Source organism: Methylophaga sp. UBA4204, from assembly GCF_002379485.1.
Lineage (GTDB): Bacteria > Pseudomonadota > Gammaproteobacteria > Nitrosococcales > Methylophagaceae > Methylophaga.
In genome coordinates, this window is record NZ_DFTU01000048.1 from 23,930 (window position 1) to 47,197 (window position 23,268).

Genomic DNA, 23,268 nt, shown 5'->3' on the forward strand with positions numbered 1-23,268 from the left:
TTGTTAATCACGTTATACATGCGATCTGCTAATGATTGGCTCTAAACCAGTTTTTCTGTTCAGCCGATATCTGAACTTACAGATTGTTAAAGCGATGGTGCTGGTTGGGCTGGCCTATTATTTTGGTGCCCTGGTGGCCATTCATCAGACCATCACCCCCGAAGGTATCGCCATCCTCTGGCCTCCCAATGCGATATTACTGGCAGCATTTCTGATTTATCCAAAACATTATCTACCCTTTGTTGCAATAGCCGGCATCATTGCAGAGCTAGTAGCGTCTATCCCGGCATTTCCGGTCTGGGCAGCAAGCTGTTTTGCAATAATCAACATTGCTTCGGTTTCACTGGCAGCTTTTTTTATCCGACGCAAAAGTGGTCAGAATTTTAATTTCAAAAACCTTAAAAATGGTGCATGTTTTTTATTTTTTGCGCCATTTTTATCGGCTTCATTCGCCGGGCTTTCTGGAGCTATCGTCTATGTATTAATGGGGCGAACCGACACCAGCTATATTAATTTATGGCAGTTGTGGTGGTTTGGTGATGCGTTGGCCATGCTGGTATTAACGCCATTGATTGTGGTTTTATGGCGCTGGCTCCAGGCAGGGCAGCCACAATTTAAATTACATTATTTATTGGAAGCATTAATTCTCTGGACGGCTGTGATTGTGATTGGTTATCAAAGCTTTACCGTTGAAGCCTATGAAAAAGCTTTTTTGTTTTTCACGCCTATCTGGTTAGTATTGCTTGGTATTTTGGCTGCAATTCGCTTGGGCGTCGTCGGTGCAGCAGCAACGGTTGCTTTGATTACCGTTTTTGCTGTCGAACACTTAATGCGTGGTACCCATCCGATAATCGTCAATACACCACAGAATGCCGTTTGGCTGACGCAGGAATATCTTGCCATTATTGCTGTCGTCTCGATTGGCCTGGCGATGCTGATTCAAGAGATTTCTGATCAACGTGATGTGCTTAAACAACATGAAAATGCATTAAAAGCACAAAACCAGTTTTTAGAGGAGCGGGTGAACGAACGCACTTTGGCATTGAAAGAGGTCAATCAAGCATTGCAAAAAGCCAATGAACGATTGGCTAAAAGTGCCGCAACTGATGAGCTGACGGGTATTCCCAACCGGCGACATTTTCTCGGTGAAGTACAGCGTGAGTTACAGCGTTTAAGGTTGGATGGACAAACTGCCAGCGCCATAATGATCGACCTGGATCACTTCAAACAGGTCAATGATAACCTGGGGCATGAAGCCGGCGATTTAGTGTTGTGTAATATTGTAGAGCCGATCAGTAGTGCTATCAGGCCCAGAGATTTATTTGGACGTATGGGGGGGGAAGAGTTTCTGGTTTTTTTATCCGGCGCTGATCATGAATTGGCTAATACGGTGGCTGAACGTATTCGAGCGGAAATTGAATCACTTGAAGTTCTTTACCGAAATCAGAAAATCAACGTTACAGCTAGTCTCGGCGTGGCGCAATGGGATGGACGCAGTCATCTGGATGAATTGTTTCATCAGGCTGATAAAGCACTATATCAAGCGAAAAACAGGGGAAGAAACCAGGTGGCTAGTTTAACTCAGTCAGACTCCGACTCAAACGACAGACCATCACACGAAAATCATTTTGAGCTGCCTTAGGCTTTTTTATCTTTTATCACCGATGCTGTTGTCATCTTTAGAGATAACCAAGCTTTATTCAATCGTTCAGTTCAGGTAAGCGACTGGCTCCCCAGCTACGATGAATACGATCTATTACACGTTGTAATTCTTCAGATTTGACCAATGCAAATTGGCCAGGCTCTAACGGATCATAATGAAATATGTACAACCGCGAGGCAAACTCCTCAAAAGGCAAGGATGCTTCGCCAAACCGTTCAGAATTTCCCGACGTACTGACCTGAATATCATCGCCCCAGTTCTGACCGCTGTCATTGTTGGGATTGTAGAAATAGACTCGCATGACACTATTTGGATCCAGTGTAACCCTTAAGATAGTAATCGCATGCCAGCCAACAAACCGCAGGGCACTATCAGTAACTGCAATACCTGCCGGTTGAGGATGAATCAATGGCTGATTGTCATTGTAATAGGGGTGATAACTGGCATAGAAATGTCTGAGAAACACCTCCAGCTGCATTAGTTTGCCTGAGGCCACATCAACATTAATACTGAATCCGCGACCACACCACCAGCCATGAAACTCCGGATTAACCCAGCGATGAGGATCACCTTCACGATCAATACAGCAACGGCCCATTTCGGCATAAATCCGATCCAGATGCGGTACCAGGATAAGTGAAACCGGATCCAGATCCATTGGTAAATGACTGGCGAGACCTGAAAGACTGTCTTGTGATGAAATTGCCTTACCTTCGAAATGCATAATGATTTCATCATCACGAGCCGCCCAAACCACCATCTGTAAAAGATAATCGGGATCATTATAGGCCCACATCGACATCGCTCTGGCCGACTGACAGGTCGGGTTATTACCCTGGCCAATGCCTAACGGCTGTCCAAGCACACATAACACGCCTTCCAGTAATCGGCTGCTTGCACCTGGAGAATCGCCAAATAGCGAATTCAGACGTTCTTCTGCTGCTGGAGACAAAGGCAGCGATAATTGTCGCCATAAAGAGGGCGCCATTGCAGGTTGATAAAGAATGCCACGCTCCAGCATTAAGGAAAGACCGTAAACAGCTTGAGCGGTTTCAGGATGAATAGCTTTAGCAATAAGTGCCCGTACCAGATCACTGAAACTCAGCAGACAATCTCGACCGGTAGAGGATAAGCCCAATGCCTCACTTAACAGATAATCAGTTTCTTCCGATAAATGTCTGAGTAATACAGAGTGATAGGGCGACACCAGACCGGTATCATGCATCGCACGGGCAAAACCGCTGGCTTCATATTGAAGTGCAGCATTGTCCATGCTCTGCAGTCGTTGCTTATAAATTTCGACGCCCGGATCTTCTCTACAGGCCTGTGTTGGCCCGAACAGACTGCTAATCAATCGATCGGCGCCCTGACCACTATTGCCCATATCAATATCGGGATTTTGGCGGCAGATAGCAATTTGCGTCACCATCTGTTTGACATGATCGACTTGAATAGGCCGTTGCTGCAGAATTCGCCAGATTTCATCAATTAATTGATCAATAACATGCTCATAGCCAATGCTTTCTGCCAGATGGTGCAACAAGCCCCGACTGATCTCAGCCAAACGACCCTGCAATTCGCGTTCTGCCTCATCGGCTGCCGAAAATAAGCGTTTCAGATTAACGGCCAGTACCTGTGTCAGAAAATGATGAGCCTGTTCTGACGAGATTTCCGGATGCACATATTCCTGTTTGGTCACTGCCAAAAACCTTAATTCGCTTAAGGTTTCAATAATCACCGTATAGACATCATTACTGAGCAGTGCCGGCGCACTCAGCGCCGGTATCAGGATCTGCGGTTTGGCATAATCTGAATTATCAAACGCACCAGCTTTTTCGATACGCTCAATATGCTGTGAAATAATCTTGAAGCCACCGTTGGCATGCAAAACCCGCTTGACGGTATCAAACAAGCGCCCAGCCTTGGTAGGCTTGCTAAAACTTGGCGCCTGTTCCAATTGCTTAATGGCTTCATCCAGGCGTTCAATCAACAAGGACTGATTCGGATCTGGATATTCAATGACATTGGATTCAATCAAACTGTTTACCTGCTTTCTGCTTTTACTGCATGTGTGCTTAGGGTAATCGACTAAATATAGAAATCCAATGATTCCTGTTCTTTTAGTAAATCACGCATCACGACGGGATCTTTGCCGAAGAAGTATAGCAAACCCCAATGTGTACCAAAGGCGGTGCGTTTAGTGACGGTTTCTTCCAGTGGTGCAGTCAATTCATGATAATCGAAATAGGGATTATCTTCGGTTTCCTGTGGAATTTCCAAACGGCTGACCACGCGACGACGGGGATAAACCCCAAAGCATCCAGCGACGCCTTTGGCATCCACTACTTCTTTCGGGAAGAAGCTGCTGATTTCTTCTTCAGTCGTTTTCGGATCGAAAGAAAGAATCAACGCATGGTAAGCATTAAAGCCATATGCCCGCTGTAGTAATTCAAATACTTTAAAACCGGGTGGACGATAGGCGACTTCACCGAAGTACATTTCACCATCACTGGTAACAAAGTATTCCGGATGTACAAAACCAAATTCAATATCAAACGTTTTAATCAGTTTTTCGATCTGTCTGGTTATTTCTGGACGATATTGTTCAAGTTCAGGTGTTGCCGGAACAAACACTGAATAACCTAACGTGACATATTCCGAAATATTCAGAAAACGAATTTTACCGTTATGGATCCAGGCCTCGACAGCAAATTCCCAGCCATCCAAATGCGACTCCATTAATACCGGAAATTCTTCATCCGGAATCATGTCCACTTCATCAGGCGTACGAATCACCCGGTGTCCAAGACAACCTGCTTTATCAAATGCCTTCAGATGAATAGGGTCATTGGGATCGCCATCCAATTTGAGTAGAGTCTGATTAACGCGTTTCAGAAAACGGACTACATCATCTTTATCATGTGCTTCTTCAAAAATACCAACCCGAATGCCACCCAGCTGAGCACGACGCTTCATCAAGGCTTTATCACGTAATAACAGTGACTGACCAAATAGTCTGGGATTATTCATTAACACTGAGTTGATTGCTCCGGCCCATTCAACCGTTTCTTCAAATAACGGAATCGCCACATCAACACCGGCTTCCTGCAGTGTTTGGGCGATTTCGAGCGAACGATCATTGAGTCGTTCAAAATTCCATTTGATATAGGGAATGTTGTGCTCAGTGCAATATTCTTCTGCCCAATCAGGCGCGACGACAACATATTGTCGATCGAATGATTCGGCAGCTTCAACAGCGTTCAGACTCCATCCCAGTAATGCGATATAACCTTTATCTGGATTGAAGCTGTGTTTCGCTGATTCTGCCATAAATTACCACCTTTGAAATTTAATAAATAAAACAATACCTTACAGATTTCACGGTGATATTGATAATCACCGGAACTGTTTAAAGGTCATTGAAGGACGCCATCGTCATGCAGGGGGCCAATGCCCATGCGAGATATAATGAGACACTAAAGGGGACTGATTAAGGCTAAATTGGTTTCATCTGCGGGAATTTAACAAGGCTAAATTAGCTTCTTAGTGTGGATAAACGGCAACATATCGGCTTGGGTTAAAGGCGCGGGCCATTAATAAGGCAAGTATTCCAAGTCCAGTGAGAGCAACCCAGGCCATAGTGAAACTTTGCAATGAATCACGCATCCAGCCCGCGATCCATGGTGCGATAGCTGCAATCATTGAGCCTATACCCTGAACAAACCCAGCCAGTTTGCCAGCCAGCAGAGAGTTTGTTTGATGATCCATGGTCACTATTAATGCCATGGGGAATATCCCGCCAATACCTAACCCGGCAATCGCTGACCACAACCATAAACTTATATCCGGTCTAAATGCCATACCACCAAATCCAATAATTTGCAGTGTACATAGCACATAAAGAATTCGCCGCCTGTCGATATTTTTAGCCGAAAGAGCGGGGAATAATAAACCGGCCACGACTTCCATCGCAGTGAGAAGACCAAGCATCAGACCGGCCTGCTTTGCAGTGTATCCTTGTTCTATGGCATAGGGTGATAACCAGGCCAGAACACAGACATAACAGCTGGAACCCAATGAAAAAAAGATTGCCAGATACCAGCTGCGCCTATTACGCCATAGGCCCGGAGTAGCCACAATTTGTGCGTCATCATCCTGAAAACGTCTGGCATCGGGCTTGTAAAACCACCAGGCTATCAGTGCTATTAATGCCAGCAGACTCCAGCTGCCCAGCCCCATCCGCCATCCGTATTCAGCTTCAATAAACGGGGAAATTGACGCGGAAATTGCTGCTCCCAACATAATGCCGGTGATATACAGTCCCATCATTCTGGGATGTTGTGAACCGTAAATATTTTTGATCACCATTGGCATCAACGCCTGAATCAGGGCGATCCCCAGTCCAGCCAATAGGGCGGTGATGATCAGGTTACTGGCATCGAAAGCCCATAAACGTAATGCAGCAGACAAAACAATCAGCACAATTGAAAAGACAATGATTTGATTTACACCAAAGCGGTGGGCGAGTTGGTAACCGGCCAGACAAAACAGTCCCATTGCAAATACAGGCAGGGTTGTCAGTAATGATGCGAGCTTGAAACTGAGGGTTATATCCTGTTGAATCGCAGGAAGTAGCGGGCCCACTGAAGCCAGAATAGGCCGCAGATTTAGTGCCACCAGCACAATTACAACAGCAAAAATAATTTTCTGTAGAGCTGAAGCGTCGTGTTCTCTGGCGGACATGCCATTCCTTTATTTGGTTGTTACTGATTGAAGAAAATCTTTGGCAGGAAACATCAACAAGCCCTAACCACACGCCATTTTGGCGGGCAAAGGGAAACTAAGCAAATAGTTAGATAATGCGAATAGGGATTATTACGGTGGGGGTAAGTTGGGCAGGGCAGTTTTAGCTATTGTTTAAATTCAATTGTTCATGCAGCTAATTAATAAGAACAGACATAAAGGTGAATGGAGACAGCATACTGCTGCCTCCTTGAGCAACCTTCTCAGGAAAGCAGCTTCTCACGTTTGGGATCATAAAACGGTAATTTAACCAGTTCACCAGCAAGTCGCTTCTGCTGGCCATCCAGTTTTCCGACTTCAAGTCGCTTACCAATATGTGCAAAGTCGGGAGCGACTCTAACCATGGCAAGCTGCTTACCCATTAACGGCGAATACGTCGCACTGGTCACAATGCCTACCGGGAATCGGCCGTTATATACGTGATCTCCATGTGCCGCAGGATCGCCTCCTTCAAGCAGCATGCCCATTAGTTTGTGACGACTTGCAGGAGCTTGACGGGCCAGTGCGTCACGGCCAATAAAGTCTTCTTGTTTATTATCGAGTGGCACACTGAATCCGGTGCCGGCTTCAAATGGTGTGATTTCATGGGTAAATTCATGATCAGCCATACTTAAACCAGCTTCTATACGCAATATATCCAGCGCATCAAAACCCATAGGCGCAATATCATAAGCCTGACCGGCTTGCCAGACAGCATCCCATACGGCCGGTGAATCATCCGGATGGCACCAGACTTCATACCCTAGCTCACCGGTATAACCGGTTCGTGAAATCATCACCGGAATGCCGGACGGTCCACTAAGACGACCAATGGTGAAGTGAAACCATTTGAGTTTTTCCACACTTGGTTGGCTGTCCGAAGTCCAGACTATTTTGCTTAGTAATTCGCGGCTTTTCGGCCCTTGTACTGCCAGATTATCCAGTTGTTCAGTTGCATTGCGAATACTGACTTTAAAACCTTTTTGCTCAGCTTTTTCCCGCATCCAGACACCGGTATATTCCGCGCCGCATATCCAGCGATAGGCTTGTTCACCCATCCGGAAAATAGTACCGTCATCAATCATGCCGCCGGTTTCCAGACATATTGCTGAGTGAGCAATTTCGCCAATCGCCATGCGGCTGACATTCTGGGTTAATACATATTGTAAAAAGGCCACGGCGTCCGGGCCGACCACTTCGAATTTACGTAATGCTGATAAATCCAGCACCGCTACTCGTTCACGACAGGCCAGGTATTCTGCATTGGCTCCCCAACCATCGTATTCATTGGCGACCCAATAGCCGGCATAGTCGATAAATTTTTTGGTCAGTTCAGAAGTTCGGTTATGAAAACCGGATGCTTTGGTCATGCGAGGTAACTCCTCAGAAGTGGTTCGATGGGCAATGGCGCGGGGAAAATTCTGTTCGGCGCCATAAATACGCACATGAATATCGGTGGGCTGCCAGCCATTGGCCGGATCAATATCATCCGGACAGGCCGATGAGGCACAGATAAGATCCCGATCGGCGCGAAACAATACATAATCGCCAGCACGCGACCAGGGTTCATCCATAAAGACAGCACCTGAATCATCAATCGCCGTGTTAAAGAATAAGTTGATCGCTGGCCAGCCAGCACGTGGAGCGATGCCAAACGGTGCCAGTACCCGGTTAAAATTCTCGGTGCAGCTGATATGCCCAAAATAACCGTTGTCGTCGTAGTATTTTGGCGTGCAGGCTAACAGGAAACTGTCATGACGACCGACGGTATCCTGTACCACTTCCACCATCGATAACAGATCGGTTCCCAGAAAACGTGAGTGCAGACCGGGAACCGGATTACTCAAGCCCATCACCGTCCGGGTTGCGGTCGCATCAAGACCAACTTCAATGCCCTGTTCCAAGGCTTGTTTATCAAAGGCGACAAAGTCGGAGCATTGCTTACCATGAACATCGATAATCTGGATCCATTCGCCTTTCTGGACTTCATAGGTTTTTGCTGAGGCGAGAGGGATTCGCAACTCGGATTTAATCGGGCCTAAAGGCTCCGGCAATGAATCGTTGTTGGGTTCGGCGTAGGTGACTTTTATATCAATCTCTGTCACCGGTGACTGTTGAACCACCGTCATTTTTGCACCCGCCGCGACGATGATGACGTTAAGCTCGTTGAGTGCTGTTAAATTTGCCGTCTCTGACCCTGAGATAGATAGAACCTGCTCAAGATGGCTCGAATCAATTTGCCAGTTTGCCAATTGACCACGTAATTGTTCTGCAGCTGCCCCTGTCTGCTCAAGCTGTTGTTTGATAGTCACTGCTGGAACAGGGGGGCGGTTATCCAGGAGCTCTGGCGCCGATTTGCCATTGGAATTCAATACGATAAGTTCACTGTTCTGCGCTTTATCCTGGCTGGATATTGCCAGTTTATCGCCAGCCATCAGCGAGAGTTTTATCGCTTGATGCCCCGCTAATCGATAGTGTTTGATAACCTTTTCTGAGGGGGAAGTGAAAAAATAATCTTTCCCCCATTGTTGTTGTTGCAGTTCTAACATCTGTTATTCCCAATTACGAAAAATCTGCGATAAATATGAGCTTATCTGGTGCATTTTTTCAGTTTTTCGCAACATTAAAGTGCATAAAAGGAAGTTGCTTTTCCCAAAAAAATGGCTGCTTGTTACTAACACACTATTTATCTTCAACAAGATTGCAGCAATTCTCCTGATGGCATACCTCATTGGGGTTACCCCGGCTTGAATTGACTTTAGATGGCATAAAAACTGCTGTCTCCAGCAAGGAAAACCTCGCGTGATGACGCTTTACACTGATAAATGGTATTCGTGGCTATTTGTCTTTTACTGGCCCAAAGCTGCCGGTAGAGATAAAAAAGACCTCAGCCGAAGGACAATGGAGTCATGCTCAATATCAAACGGAAAAACTGGCCAACGATACAAGAATGGTTGAGTCAGCAATTACAGTTTGTAAAACATAAAAATAAACCCAAACCTCCTCTGGACTTGAATGATCTGGCTTTTAAACTGGCAACCGCCAACGATATTAATGAAATTCTGCCCAAGGTACTCTCTTCGTTACAGGGATTGATAGATGAGCAATTCATTCCTGCTGAGCAGGGCGATCTACTGGTCTTATTCAGCAACCCATTAACGTCAGAATCATTTTTGCATCATTCGATGGAACAAGCGCCATCACAAAAATTGATTCAGAGTCTGCATCAGCATTTCACTATCAGAAGGCCAGAAGAAAATGGTTATATTCATCTGCAGATAAACGGAACTTCAGTTACATGTGTTCCAAGCCGTCTTTTTGAGCATGATAATCAGACCATTTGGCTTTTGATGGTTTTCAGTCAGGCATTGCCGAATGAAAAAAAACTCAAATGGGAAATGGTGTTAATGGAGCAGATTATTGCCAAGGGTTTACAAGCCTGGTTTCAACGTGAGAGCAAGGTTAAACAGGCGTTGGCTGCAGAACGGGCGATTTATGCTGCAGAGCTGCATGATTCACTGGCCCAGGTGCTGGGTTACCTGAAACTTAAAAGTGCCAAGCTTGATAAGTTATGTCTCAAAACAGAGTTTGCCGAGCTGAAGCCGATTACTGAGGATTTGGCTGCCTATACCCAATGTGCCTATCATCAGACTCGTGAACTGATCACTGCCTCGCGACTGACCATGCAAAGTGAGAGTCTGTCCCAGGGCGTGACCAATTCGGTAAGAGAATTTGAACAGCAGTCAGCAATTGTATTTGAATTGGATAACCGGTTGCCAGCGAATCTGTTGCCACCGAAACAGTCTATTCAGATCCTTTACATTATTCGTGAAAGTCTCAGCAATATCGTACGGCATTCTCATGCAAGCCATGCCCGGGTCAGACTGATATTGAAAGACCCCAGGAAACTGCATATCCAGGTCGAAGATAACGGCACAGGCATTGATTTCGCAGCAGCGCGTAGTGACAGTTTTGGTTTGCAAATAATGCATGAGCGTGCCGAGCGGGTGGGCGCAAAACTGCAAATATCGCAACGGCATGATGGTGGCACATTGGTGCAACTGGATATGGATATTGGAGATAAAGTATGAAGCCTATATCCGTGGTCGTGGTAGATGATCATCCACTGTTTCGTCGTGGGGTAGTGGAGCTGCTAAATGACAGTGATGAACTGACAGTGATTGCTGAATATGATTCTGCCAGGTCGTTATTAAACAATTTAAGCAATACCTATCCGGATATTCTGTTACTCGACTTACAGATGCCAGAGCAGTCGGGACTAGACGTGCTCAAACAGCTTCGCAACCATGATGAGCAACTCAAAATCATTATTATCACCGCCTGCAATGATCAGGAAGTTTTACTTGAGGCGTTGCGTTCCGGGGCTAACGGTTTTCTGCAAAAAGATACACCGCCGGATGAAATCCTCTCCCAACTGATATCAGCGGTAAAAGGCAATGTGGTGATCAACGCCGGAGCCGTCACATCTCTTGCATCACATCTTCGCGAACATAAAACGGAAACCGGCAACCAATCGAATGCGGCGTTTACCCAGATGACAGAACGGGAACGTGAAACGCTATTTCATATATCCAGGGGGTTGAACAATAAATTGATTGCCCGCGAGTTAGGGATTAGCGATGGCACGGTCAAAGTGTATGTCAAAAACCTGTTGCGTAAATTGAATCTGCACTCGCGACTGGAATTGGCGGCATGGGCTCACAATAATCACTCGGCTGATTTGCCGGACCGGGAAGGCTGAAATGACCCTACTTAAATGGCCAAATAAAATCGTTAACTCCGCCCCCACAGCATCACAATTGACCCAGCTGCTAAATAGTCTCAGTGATGTCGTCATGATGCTCGATGAACAGCATCAGATAATAATGATTAATCAGTGTTGGCAGGATATTACCGGTATCAGCATAGAGCAAACCCAAGGCAAGGTGTTTACTGACTTTCTCCATCCAGAGGATATTTCTAACTGGATACAGTTGTTGCAGAACATGCGTTGTGAAGCAAAAGAAGTTATCTGGTTTCGCCTGATAAGTGCCAGTGGCGAACTGCGCTGGTGTGAAATGCGCTTACAGTCAGTGGAAAAAAATAAACTCTATCCATTGTCGGCCACACTTTGTGATATTACCCCCCAGGTTCGTAATGAGCAGGTGCGTCATGCCAGCTACCGGAGTTTGCAAAGTCTTGTGGATCGTTTACCGGCCATGTTGTATCGAGCGCGAAACAATATCAGCTGGTCGATGGAATATGTCAGTGAAGGCTGTGAATATGTAACCGGTTACAGTGCCCAAACTATGTTGAATCAACCACAGGTGTCACTGGGGGCGATGATTCATGCAGCAGATGCAGGCTATGTCTGGGAGCAGGTGCAGATCGCTCTGGAAAACCAAAACACGTTTACTATCCAATACCGTCTGACCCAGGCAAATGGAAATGAAATTGTAGTTCTTGATAAGGGGAGGGGGTTGTATTCCGAGAGTGGAATGGTACTTGGTGTTGAGGGAATTATTTTTCAGATAGCTGAATAAATAGGTATTTTTCCACTTAATTAACCACTTACCCTGTTTGGGATACCCATAGAAGAGGATTTTTCATCACGCCATAGCAAGTTACTTTTACGCTGACAGCTGCATTAAACGCAGCCTCATGTTTATAAATAACTTTGATGGAGTGAACCTATGTCAACTCGAGTAGCGGTACTTGGCGCTGGACCCAGTGGCCTTGCACAACTTAGAGCATTTCAATCCGCCCAGTCAAAAGGGGCTGAAATTCCAGAAATAGTCTGCTTTGAAAAACAAAGTGATTGGGGCGGTTTGTGGAATTACACATGGCGCACCGGCCTGGATGAAAATGGTGAACCGGTACATGGCAGTATGTACCGTTACCTTTGGTCTAATGGTCCCAAGGAATGTCTGGAATTTGCCGATTACACTTTTGAAGAACATTTCGGTAAACCGATTGCCTCTTATCCACCGCGCGAAGTGTTGTTTGATTACATTAAAGGCCGGGTAGAAAAGGCCGGTGTACGTAAATATATCCGTTTTAACACCGCTGTTCGCAATGTAACCTACGATGATGCCAGTCAAAAATTCACCGTCACAGTTCAGGATCACAGCACAGATACGGTTTACGCTGAAGAATTTGATTACGTGGTCTGTGCTACTGGCCATTTCTCTACGCCAAAAGTCCCCACCTTTGAAGGCTTTGATAAATTTGGTGGACGTATTCTGCACGCCCATGACTTCCGTGATGCGTTGGAATTTAAAGACAAAGATATTTTGCTGGTGGGCAGCAGTTATTCTGCGGAGGATATCGGTTCGCAATGTTACAAATACGGTGCCCGCAGTCTGATTAGCTGTTATAGAACGGCACCCATGGGCTATAAATGGCCGGAAAACTGGGATGAAAAGCCTAATCTGGTCAGAGTTGATACCGATACGGCCTATTTTATCGATGGCAGTTCGAAAAAAATTGATGCGATTATTTTATGTACCGGCTATTTACATTACTTCCCATTCCTCTCCGATGATTTACGCTTAAAGACCAACAATCGTTTGTGGCCGCTGAATCTCTATAAAGGCGTGGTCTGGGAGGATAATCCGAAGTTTTTCTATCTTGGCATGCAGGATCAATGGTACTCATTCAATATGTTTGATGCGCAGGCCTGGTATGTTCGAGACATTATCATGGGGCGTATTGCATTACCGTCAAAAGCTGACATGAAGGCGCACAGTATGATGTGGCGGGAGAAAGAGCTGACGCTGGAAACGGCTGAAGAAATGTATACCTATCAGGGCGATTACATCCAGGAATTAATTGATGCCACGGACTATCCTTCATTTGATATTCCAGCCGTCAATCAGACTTTCCTGGAATGGAAATATCATAAGAAGAAAAACATTATGACCTTCCGTGATCACTCGTATCGGTCGCTAATGACCGGCACTATGTCGCCACCTCATCACACCCCTTGGTTGGAGGCTTTGGATGACTCGCTAGAAGCCTATTTGTCTGATAAAAGTGAAATACGAATAGCTAAAGAAGCCTAAGCCTAATAAACTTTTTTATTTTAATTCAATTGGATAGGATAAGTTTGTTAACTAATATGATCGATAAAATGGTGAGCTATTTGTGATCGATTTGATGGTTGGACTAAGCTCTAAGATAATCCAATCATAAAAACTGGATGGAATATTAATACCTGTTGTTTTTTCCTCGCCCCCTGCTGGGGGCTGTTTTTTGTCCATAAAGGCAAAAAAATCGGGCAGTTTAGTTGTTCTATACGAGTCATTTTCATGGCAGAAGGGCGGAAACTAGTTCCAGCCCTTCAAGGTTTTCTGCAGTACAATCGATTATCTATCTACTCGTTGAATTAGAAATGATTCTTCCTGAGATACGGGTGCTTTTATCAATAAGCTTGGTGTTTTTATTATTTATCTTCTTCGATTCATTAATCGTTTTAGTTAAACGATTTTATGCTTATCGTGCATATGCCAAGTGAATATCAAAAATGCGTATTAAATATTATTGATAATTGACTGAATTATAAATTGTTTCAGCTATTACATTTCTTTTGATCTATATCAATATAAGTCTGTATTCCCAGTGAAATAATAAAACTGCAGCTAAGTTCATCGTGAACTTCAGATCGTTGCTGTATTAATGCAAGTAGATCATTAGCAAATAATAAATTTGCTCTTATAATTAATTTGAGTCTGTTTCGTCCTTTCATTTGAAACACGCTGCTTCTTGCTCTGTGTTATCGAGTAGTAGGGGGGGAGGAATGAAAAACAAATTTTTTAAGCCATTAATTTTTATTAGGTTTAGAAAGGAGTCTGAACCTATCATCACGTATTTAAAACACCTTAAATGGCATGTGGTAACTTTTGACCTTAATAGTCATGCGGATTCTCCAGTATCTTTTCACACTGGCTCCATCGGCTTGGTCGATTTCAGTGAGTATGATCCTCAGCTGGATAACCTAGACCGATTAAAAGCTTTTATTACCGCATCAAAAATCAAGTGGTTGGCTTTGGTACCCTCGGCGTTATTGGAACAGCTTTCCATAAAATCGCTTCTGCGCAATTATTTTGATGATTATCATCTGTTTCCCCTGACACAGATGCAGCTATCAAACATGCTGGAGCAGGCCAAAATAATGTCTTCGGCCTGTGATCACCCAGACAATCTTATTTTTGACAGAGTTCTTCTGGGCCATAGCCGGCTAATCAATGATTTAAAACAAGCTATTAAAAAAGCCTCAAGCGTAGACTGCACCGTATTGATTACGGGTGAAACCGGAACAGGCAAAGAGCTCGTTGCCAGAGCTCTGCATGAAATGTCAGATTTATCAGGACCTTTTATCGCAGTAAATTGCGGTGGTATCGCCAATAGCCTGATTCAGGCAGAGTTATTTGGTTATGAGAAGGGAGCCTTCACCGGTGCTAATCAGCAAAAAAAAGGTTTCATTGAAGCCGCTGACAACGGCACGTTACTGCTTGATGAAATCGGGGAGCTGGCTTTTGAACAACAAGCAAACCTCCTGCGTTTTCTGCAAGAGGGAACCATTCAACGGGTGGGCAGTGTTGATACAGTAAAAGTCCGCGTTCGGGTAATTGCCGCTACAAATGTTGATCTGGATAGAGCGATGTATCGAGAACGATTTCGTGCGGATCTTTTTTATCGGCTGAATGTGCTTGAAATCAAAATACCCCCCCTTAGAGATCGCCAGCAGGACATCGAATTATTGGCTTATTATTTTCTGAATAAATTCTCAGCAGAACATCATAAGCAGTTCAGTGGTTTCTCATCAGATTGCCTTGCGATGATGAAAAGCTATGCTTGGCATGGCAATATCCGTGAAATGATGAATCGAATACAAAGAGCCGTCATTATGTGCGATGGTGAAGAACTTCAAAGCGATGATTTAGGCATTGAATTAACCGACACCAAACCACGAACACAAAGACTTAAGGCTATAAAAGAAGAAACCGAAAGACGGGCGATTATTGACGCTTTGGAAAGGGATGAAGGCAATGTGAGTAAAGCCTCTAATCATCTCGGTATTTCCAGAGCAATGCTATATCGGCTTATGAACAAACATGGCCTTGGTCATTAATTGAGGATGTATAAAAAATTCATCAGCTGTCTACATTTGTAGACACTTTGCTTGAAGGTACATTTACCTTATTTCTTCAGATATTCCATCATCAAAATGACTCATTTATTCGACAGACATTATCTTAACTCTCCTGCTTGCTCGAAAAAAAATAATACTTATCAATAACATAAAAAACAGGCATGTTGTTTGCCTTATTCTAAGAAAAGTTGTTTTCACAATGCTGGAGAAAGTCTATGGCAAAGACACAAACAAAAAGTAAAAATGCCTCGGCTCAATTACCAGACAGCAACCAAGCATTTACTACAACGCATCATAAAATGATTGAAGAAGCAGCCTATTACATTGCTGAGAAACGTAATTTTGATGGTGAGCGTGAGCTGGACGACTGGCTAGAAGCCGAGCGAACTATCAACCAGTCAATTGAGTAATAAACTTTAACAAGCAGAGGATACTGAGATGATTGGCCAATACAAACCCTTAAGTTTAATCAATGATTTACAGCGTGAACTGAGTAATTTCTTTCCCAGTTCAGCGATAGCCAACTTTGATAGCGAAGAATGGTCTCCGGCTGTAGATATTACAGATGAAGAGGACAAGTTCGTCATCAAAGCAGATTTACCCGGCGTAAAGTCTGAAGACATCAAAGTCACGGTTGAAAATGATGTTCTGACTATCAAAGGTGAAAGAGAATCTGAGAAACGTGAGCAGTCGAATAATTACAAACGCATTGAACGGTTTAGTGGCAGTTTTATGCGTCGCTTTACATTGCCTGAAGCTGCCAATCTGGAAAAGATAAAAGCCAAAACAACAGATGGTGTTCTTGAACTGACTGTACCTAAAAAAGCAAAGGCTCAAGCAAAACCTTTGGAGATCAAGGTTGAAAAGTAGCAGAGAAGTGACATTAAGAGGCTAGCGTTAATTGCAGTCAGATATCGATGTGTATCAGTCTATTAGTCATTTGCTGTCGTTCAAACAGATATGCAACCGTTGTGGACTGCCACAAAAAAAACTGACAGAAATGCTCGATTATGGGGTGATTACACCATCAGCTATGACCATACTCGATCATGAGGCTTTATATGAGACTGATTGTGTTAGGAAAGTCCATATTGCAATGCGCTTATGTCGTGATCTGGAATTGAATATGGCTGGTGCTGCTCTAGCTATAGAGTTACTGGATGAAATAAATAGTTTGCGTGAGCGATTGCAGATCGATTGATAGAAGAGCATTTTTATAGGAGAAATATGAAAATGATGACTGTATTAGTGGCGGACGCTTCAGAAGCTAAAGTGTTCAGCGCTGAAAATCGACATGCGACACTGTCTGAAATCAAACACATAAAAAATCCTACCGGACATTTGTTAGAGCAGGAACTGACTTCTGATACACCAGGCAGAATTATGTCTCGCGGAGGGGGTAGTCACAATTATCAGACAGCAGAAACGCATAAACATCATGATGAGGTAGCATTTGCATCACTCGTTATCCGATTCTTGCGCGATCTATATGAGACACAGAGTCTCGGTAATCTTGTGATTCTTGCCGCGCCTGATTTTTTAGGTGAATTACGCAAATTAATGCCAGCCAACATAAAAAAACACATCATCCTGGAAAAACCCAGAGATCTCGTTGCGATGGAAAAACAAGAAATCCAAGCACATCTTCATGGGTATTTCCAGAGCGAGTTCCTTAATGGATAAACACATTATTCACATGGCTTCTCACGGATTAACTGGGAGTGCCGGATGACTTATCTAGTGCATGTTAGTTTACTAACTACGCTTTTTTCTGTTGAAAAAAGTGGGGGCGGAGATTACTTCAGCTTCTCGGGCAAGCCTTTGCTTGTGGCTAAGCGTGTCGCGCCTGCACCTGCGGCGTTACCTCCTTGGCTTGTCACGACACCTACCCCTTTCGGGTCTGAGTAGATGGGTCGAAAGCACTCTCAGTTATTTTTCACTCACGATTCGCAGGAAATATCTGCTTCGAGTAATTGTTTGCCGCCTATTAAGAGTCTAAAGCATCTTGCAGACCTCACTGAGACCAGCTATCGCGATCTCAGGAAAATTATTACCCGGCAGTCACCAGAACCATACAAAGTATTCCGGATAAGGAAAAAATCAGGCGGCTTTCGTATCATTGCCATACCTGATGAAAGTTTGCTCAAAGTGCAACAATGGATATATCGGCATATCCTTTCTCAGGCCCAGCCAAGTCCGGTAAGTTATGCTTTTCAGAAGGGAAAGTCTATTCGCGATGCTGCTAGCGTTCACTGTGGCTGCCGCTGGTTAATAAAGCTCGATTTATATAATTTTTTTGGTGCTATTTCCGAGATTGATGTTTATCGGGTTTTCTACAGTCTGGGTTACCAGCCGTTGATAGCATTTGAACTTGCAAGATTGTGTACCCGGCTGGGTAGTCTGACCGCTTTTCGGCATCGGCATAGATGGGAGATTGAGGGAAACTCCACTATTATCAGTCAATATCAAGGTCAGCGAATGGGCCACTTGCCTCAAGGCGCACCAACTAGTCCGGCATTATCTAATCTCGCCATGGTGGCGTTTGACCGGAAGATCATGAATCTCGCCGCGGAAGAACAATTAACTTACAGTCGATACGCTGATGATCTCAGTTTTTCAACGCCACTCACGAGCTTTTCACGAGAACTGGCCAAGGCCTTTATTCACCGAGTTTTTCGCTTGATGCGAACATATGGTCAGTCACCGAATATGACTAAAACCAAGATCATTACGCCAGGCGCCAGAAAAATTGTTCTCGGACTATTAGTCGACGGTGAAGAGCCTCGACTACAAAAATCGGTTAGAAACCATATTCGTCAACATATTTTCTATCTAAACCACTCTGATGTTGGTCTTCAGAAACACGCACAAAAGCGTGGTTTTCTATCCACTGATGGATTCAAAGCGCATTTAGACGGGGTATTGTCCTATGTCCATGATATTGATCCGTCACTTGCACAAAACTACCGACATCAATTAGCGGATGTTTACAGGCTGGTGTAAACCCGATAACCCATAGGAGAAGCAAAATGGAAAAACTATATATCAGCATTTTAGTGACAAGTTTGATTATTTGGCCTTTGCAAGGTATGAGCGAAACCGGAAAAGGAGCGAGTAAAGACCAGCAAAGGAATGAGCAGTCTGAGCAAATTAGAGAGCAAGAAAGACAACAAGAACAAATGCGCAATGAAACACAAGAGGGCGGACAGCAGGGGAACAAACAACAGGAGCAAATGAAAGAACAGGATCGTGAAAGACTTCGCGAACATCAGGACGAAAACCAGGGTATGAATCAACAGCGTGAAATGAAAAACCAACAGACACAGAATGAGTTGGGTCAGGGAGCACAGCAAGGACAACAGTCACGTGAAAATAACAAGAAATGGTGGCAGTTCTGGAGATGACTAAGAACTAACTGATAAAGATTGATCGTGATAATTAACAGCGCTGATTGATCGATTTAGTTGTATTTTGATAAATGTATTATGGTATTTAATGTGAACAAAAAAATGTTGCTGGAAGACTTTGGGTCTATTGCGGGAAGGCGTTTATGCTGTATAAGTTTTTAGCAGAGTTTACTTGATTCAAAGGGAGTTTTATAAACACTTTGCTACCCAGTTGAAGTAATGTTTCATTGACCCGTCCTGAAATAAGGAGTGTGCCTGAAAGCATGCTCCTTTTTTGATTCGCTAATAATGGAGGTAAAGCAATTTCGAAATGATAAAAGCAATTTTTACAGCAAGCGAAAATCTGGGTGGGCAACGACAAGTCCCGGAAATTGATCTGGTTTCAGGTAAAGGTATTAAAGGCGACCGTAATTTTGACAAAAGCCAATGGCCGGGGCAGAACATCACCTTTATCGAACAAGAAGAAATCAGTGCGTTTAATCAGCGTTTTTCGCAGCAGATTAGTCTGTCTGATACCCGGCGGAATGTAATTACCGAAGGCGTCCGTCTTAACGATTTAGTTGGACAGGTTTTTCGGATTGGCGATGTCAGTTTCAAGGGCGTAGAACTTTGTGAACCGTGCTCTACCTTGGGCGCATTACTGGAAAACGATAGCATAAGCAAAAAAGCTATCGTCAAAGCATTTACGCATAAAGCCGGACTGCGTGCCGATGTTCTGTCAGATGGTCAAATCAGTGTGGGAATGCAGATTGAACCTGTCGTGAAGTAGCCAGTTTTATCCAAGCTACTCCACCACAAAAGCTTTATCTATTGGTATCAGATTCCCGATGTAAAACATCCAATAAAGCAAACATTGCTTGTCTGCTTCGTTTTAGCTGATCGATGTTATCCATTAACTCCACTTCCTTTTGTACAAACTCGGTTTCGGGCAAGGGATGCTTTTCCAATGCCAGAAAGGCTTCAATCGTGCCAGTCTCAACTTCCAGATGAAACTGTAGCGCCCAAATCCGCTTGCCAAAATAGAAACCCTGACAGGGAGTAATCCTGCTATCGGCAAAACAACGGGTATTTTCAGGTAACTCCACACAATCCCCATGCCAGCTAAGTGGGGTTAAATCATCAGGCATCCATGTTATTTCGGGATCGATTTTATTGACGGAAAACCAACCGATCTCCTGTTGAGCATTTGGATATACTTTGGCCCCCATGGCTGATGCAATTAACTGACAGCCGAGACAAATCCCCAGCACAGTCTTTTCTGCGTCAATCGCTTCACGGATAAGTTGTTTTTCACCAATCAGCCAGGGATAGTTGGTTTCATCATAAGAGCTCATAGGCCCACCCATAATGATTAACCAGTCAAACTCGGTGACTGCAGGCAATTGAACATGCTGATCCAACCGATAAGTAGTCAATTGAAACGGTTTATCTGCAAACCAATGCCGCATGGAACCAATCCATTCGCCATCAGCATGCTGAAAGATAGCGACTTTCTGCATTCGCAACTCCAAAATCTAACTGAAAATCAGACAGCAGAAATTGCTAGCTGATAAAAAATAAACTGCGGATCGCGGCGTTACGAGCAGTATGTGAACGATAGCGAATACCAATAGAAAAGCATAGTCTTGGGGCTTGTAAATCTTTCATGTGTGCCTTGTTGGAAAAAAATATACTTCAGCATTAGTGGGCTTGAAAGATCAAATGATTTAAATCCAATCTTTATCATCAAACTCTATATTCAACTACGGTTGCTAACGATATTAGCTATAACCATGACGGTTTCAATCAAATGTTGCGTCACATTAAGCTACTGATTAAACGATAAAAATATCTGATGCCCCATTTTTGTTCACTTTGCGCACAATTGTGGTGCGAACTGGTTTACAGTTGATCATATATAGGATTACTATCACTCCGGCAACCCTATAGTTAAAAAAGTTATAAATAAAATTTGTCGAGGAACGGGTTGTTAATTTAATAAAAATCAACGGAGAGAACGTATGTCAAAGTTAACTGCATTATCTATAAGTATTGCTGTATTAGGAGCTATTTGGGCGTACCTGGCTTTAGGTCCATTAGCTGGTTTTGTTTTAGTCTGGGCAGGTTTTATTGCCTGGGCATGTTTTTTCCATACCGGTGCTGATATGCCGGCCTTACAGAAAACCATTGTGGGCATGAGCTATGGTGCGGTGATTGCTGGCATTGCTTTATTGTTAGCGACTACCAACCCGCTGGGTTTACCAGGTGTTTTGGGAACCGCTATTTATGTCGGTGTAACCGTATTTTTCCTGGTTATTGTGGCAAGATTTGATTTGTTATCGGTGGTACCAGCCAATGTTTATGGTTATGCCGCAACTGCCGCATTTGGTTTACAAACAGCAAATGCTGGAAGTGCCATAACTATGGATATGACTAATCCTGTATTGATCATCATTCTTTCCACGATTCTTGGTGCGGTTTTTGGTTTGTTATCTGCCAAACTGGCTGCTGCAATCGAAAAGAAATCTTAATATTGAACCGCATTTAAGCGGTTTTTTTATAACCATTTCAGGGCCGGTATAACTGAAAGATATTTCAGTTGTGCCGGCCCTGAGTTATGAATACTCCGTTAATCATGGATATTGAATTGCGATGAATTTGTTGACATGCTCATCGCACCCATTTTAATAAAATAGATTTGGACTTTTATGCGTTCAGCCATTTTTCTACTATTAATTTTATCCACTATTGTACTGGCCACATTTCCCATTTTCTTTACCTGGGCTAATCGTGTTGAACCCAGTTTTATCGGTTTACCGTTTGCCTTTCTCTGGCAGATTGCCATGGCGTTATTAGGCGCCTTTTTTCTGGCTTGCTGGTATCTGGTTGAGAGTCGTAGTGGTGATCTGGATATTGAAGTAGAGTCGGAGGCATCAAAATGATTCCAATGTTGATGCTGGCGGGTTTTCTGGGACTTATCCTATGGATAAACCGTCGTCAGATGGGCGTGAAAACCCTGAATGATTATGCAACAGCAAGTCATAGTATTGGGGTGTTGGGTATTACCTTAGGCTTTCTTGCTACCTGGTATGTCGGTGCCGGGTATACCGTGTTTTCAGGGTTTGCCGTCAGTTTTGGCATGATCGGTATGTACGTTATTCCTTATGGCATTATCACCATGCTGGTGATGTATCTGGTCGCTGAAAAATCCTTTATCTGGGGCAAGAAATATAATATCCGTACCCAGTCAGAACTGCTGGGGTTACGTTATCGAAGCGATGCAATCCGGGTATTAACAGGTTTTGCCGGTGTAGCGTTATCAGTACCGTGGTTATTAATGGAGTGGTACACCATTGGTTCGGTTTTTAATTATGCGACTGATGGATTTATAAGCCCGTTACTGGGCATGATCATCGGCATATTTGTGGTGGTGTTTTATGTCGCACTCGGTGGCATGCGTTCAGTTATCACTGCCAATATTATTCAGGGTCTGTATATGCTGATTGCGGGATCAGCCATTCTGTTATGGGTTATTTATACCCAGCTTGGCGGTATTGAAGGCGCTATGCAACGCATATTGGAACAAAGCCCCGAAGCATTAACCTTTCCCGGTCCCGGCTGGGATATGTCACCAAATTACTGGATGGCAATCGTCATTACCAGTGGTCTGGGCGGCTTTATGTGGCCATGGGTCTATAACAAGTTATTTGCTGCAGACAGTATTCGTACCATCAAACAATCGGTGTTATTTGCGCCGACGCTGGGTATTCTGTCATTCGGTTTACTGTTTCTGCTGGCAATGGCATTACATCCACTCCCATTTGCTCAACAAAATCCTCAGGAAGCAATGTTCTGGATCCATAGTCAGGCAGGTGCATGGCCGTTGGGGTTCTTTGCGGTGCTGGTAATGGCGGCAAGTCTGGGGACGGTGAGCAGTATCCTTAATGCTATGTCTACCGCAATTTCAGGTGATCTGGCACAGGTCATTAAACGTGATATCAGTGAGAAAACTGCCTTGCAAATTGCCCGTTGGTCAGTAGTTTTTATGAGTATCGGTGCATTGATTGGGGCTTATATACGAGAAGGGCAATTAGTGTTTCTGGCGTTGATGACTTACCAGGGCATGATTGTTTTATCTCCGGTGGTGTTACTTGGGCTGTATTGGAAGCGTGCCAATAAAATCGGTGCAGTGAATGGGTTTTTGGCGGGGATGGCAGTATCATTTGGCTTAACCATCTTTGAGCCAGCATTTATCATCACTTATGGCTGGACACCCGGCGTGT

Annotated in this window: 21 protein-coding genes; 16 read left to right on the plus strand and 5 right to left on the minus strand. The window is 44.1% G+C overall.

The genetic code is table 11. The features are described from left to right. Positions 1–31: 31 nt before the first annotated feature. Positions 32–1,642 carry a GGDEF domain-containing protein gene (locus B3182_RS06910; protein ID WP_292357428.1) on the plus strand — a complete coding sequence of 537 codons (1,611 nt, stop codon included), beginning with the start codon at positions 32–34 and terminating at the stop codon, positions 1,640–1,642. Between the two features lie 58 nt (positions 1,643–1,700). Here B3182_RS06910 and B3182_RS06915 read toward each other — a convergent pair whose 3' ends face one another. The 4 genes from B3182_RS06915 to B3182_RS06930 form a co-directional block, all read right to left on the minus strand. Continuing rightward, positions 1,701–3,701, minus strand: a complete 2,001-nt coding sequence (locus B3182_RS06915; protein WP_292357426.1) for a hypothetical protein — start codon at positions 3,699–3,701, stop codon at positions 1,701–1,703. 50 nt (positions 3,702–3,751) lie between these two features. Beyond that, complete coding sequence (locus B3182_RS06920; protein ID WP_292357424.1) at positions 3,752–4,993, minus strand: ATP-grasp domain-containing protein; 1,242 nt, start codon at positions 4,991–4,993, stop codon at positions 3,752–3,754. Positions 4,994–5,206: 213 nt separating this feature from the next. After that, the gene (locus B3182_RS06925) at positions 5,207–6,406 is read right to left on the minus strand and encodes a cyanate transporter (RefSeq protein WP_292357422.1); all 1,200 of its coding nucleotides are present in this window, start codon (positions 6,404–6,406) and stop codon (positions 5,207–5,209) included. Positions 6,407–6,669: 263 nt separating this feature from the next. After that, positions 6,670–8,994, minus strand: a complete 2,325-nt coding sequence (locus tag B3182_RS06930) for a DUF1989 domain-containing protein (RefSeq protein ID WP_292357419.1) — start codon at positions 8,992–8,994, stop codon at positions 6,670–6,672. 360 nt (positions 8,995–9,354) lie between these two features. Here B3182_RS06930 and B3182_RS06935 point away from each other — a divergent pair, with 360 nt between their 5' ends. The 12 genes from B3182_RS06935 to B3182_RS06990 all read left to right on the plus strand — a co-directional run bounded on the left by B3182_RS06935 (position 9,355) and on the right by B3182_RS06990 (position 19,775). Beyond that, a complete protein-coding gene (locus B3182_RS06935; RefSeq protein ID WP_292357417.1) occupies positions 9,355–10,536 on the plus strand; it encodes a sensor histidine kinase in 1,182 nt (393 codons plus the stop codon). After that, positions 10,533–11,207, plus strand: coding sequence for a response regulator (locus B3182_RS06940; RefSeq protein ID WP_292357415.1), 675 nt, complete (start codon positions 10,533–10,535; stop codon positions 11,205–11,207). The genes B3182_RS06935 and B3182_RS06940 overlap by 4 nt, the downstream gene beginning before the upstream one ends. Before the next feature lies 1 nt (position 11,208). Further along, positions 11,209–11,988, plus strand: coding sequence for a PAS domain-containing protein (locus tag B3182_RS06945; protein ID WP_292357413.1), 780 nt, complete (start codon positions 11,209–11,211; stop codon positions 11,986–11,988). Positions 11,989–12,138: 150 nt separating this feature from the next. Continuing rightward, positions 12,139–13,509 (plus strand): NAD(P)-binding domain-containing protein, encoded by a 1,371-nt coding sequence (locus B3182_RS06950; RefSeq protein WP_292357410.1) that lies wholly within the window; start codon positions 12,139–12,141, stop codon positions 13,507–13,509. 734 nt (positions 13,510–14,243) lie between these two features. Continuing rightward, a complete protein-coding gene (locus tag B3182_RS06955; protein ID WP_292357408.1) occupies positions 14,244–15,578 on the plus strand; it encodes a sigma-54 dependent transcriptional regulator in 1,335 nt (444 codons plus the stop codon). A gap of 236 nt (positions 15,579–15,814) precedes the next feature. Then, positions 15,815–16,009, plus strand: a complete 195-nt coding sequence (locus B3182_RS06960) for a DUF2934 domain-containing protein (protein WP_292357407.1) — start codon at positions 15,815–15,817, stop codon at positions 16,007–16,009. Between the two features lie 28 nt (positions 16,010–16,037). After that, the gene (locus tag B3182_RS06965; RefSeq protein WP_292357405.1) at positions 16,038–16,469 is read left to right on the plus strand and encodes an Hsp20/alpha crystallin family protein; all 432 of its coding nucleotides are present in this window, start codon (positions 16,038–16,040) and stop codon (positions 16,467–16,469) included. 31 nt (positions 16,470–16,500) lie between these two features. Then, entirely contained in the window at positions 16,501–16,800 is a 300-nt protein-coding gene (locus B3182_RS06970; protein WP_292357403.1) for a chaperone modulator CbpM, read from the plus strand. 32 nt (positions 16,801–16,832) lie between these two features. Then, a complete protein-coding gene (locus B3182_RS06975) occupies positions 16,833–17,282 on the plus strand; it encodes a host attachment protein (protein WP_292357401.1) in 450 nt (149 codons plus the stop codon). A 225-nt stretch (positions 17,283–17,507) separates the two neighbouring features. Next, positions 17,508–18,602, plus strand: a complete 1,095-nt coding sequence (locus B3182_RS06980) for a reverse transcriptase family protein (RefSeq protein ID WP_292357399.1) — start codon at positions 17,508–17,510, stop codon at positions 18,600–18,602. 26 nt (positions 18,603–18,628) lie between these two features. After that, positions 18,629–19,003: a hypothetical protein gene (locus tag B3182_RS06985; protein WP_292357398.1), complete on the plus strand. Its 375-nt coding sequence runs from the start codon at positions 18,629–18,631 to the stop codon at positions 19,001–19,003. A 313-nt stretch (positions 19,004–19,316) separates the two neighbouring features. Then, a complete protein-coding gene (locus B3182_RS06990; RefSeq protein WP_292357396.1) occupies positions 19,317–19,775 on the plus strand; it encodes an MOSC domain-containing protein in 459 nt (152 codons plus the stop codon). 34 nt (positions 19,776–19,809) lie between these two features. Here B3182_RS06990 and B3182_RS06995 read toward each other — a convergent pair whose 3' ends face one another. Continuing rightward, on the minus strand, positions 19,810–20,505 hold the full coding sequence (locus B3182_RS06995; protein WP_292357394.1) for a type 1 glutamine amidotransferase: 696 nt from the start codon (positions 20,503–20,505) through the stop codon (positions 19,810–19,812). 501 nt (positions 20,506–21,006) lie between these two features. On the opposite strand from B3182_RS06995, the gene B3182_RS07000 reads away from it, so the two are divergent. From B3182_RS07000 to B3182_RS07010, 3 genes are all read left to right on the plus strand, one after another. Continuing rightward, a complete protein-coding gene (locus B3182_RS07000) occupies positions 21,007–21,516 on the plus strand; it encodes a DUF1097 domain-containing protein (protein WP_292357392.1) in 510 nt (169 codons plus the stop codon). Between the two features lie 177 nt (positions 21,517–21,693). Beyond that, a complete protein-coding gene (locus B3182_RS07005) occupies positions 21,694–21,927 on the plus strand; it encodes a hypothetical protein (protein ID WP_292357390.1) in 234 nt (77 codons plus the stop codon). Beyond that, positions 21,924–23,268 (plus strand): sodium:solute symporter family protein (locus tag B3182_RS07010; RefSeq protein ID WP_292752090.1); only part of this gene is annotated, 1,345 nt, incomplete at its 3' end. The genes B3182_RS07005 and B3182_RS07010, both read left to right, overlap by 4 nt.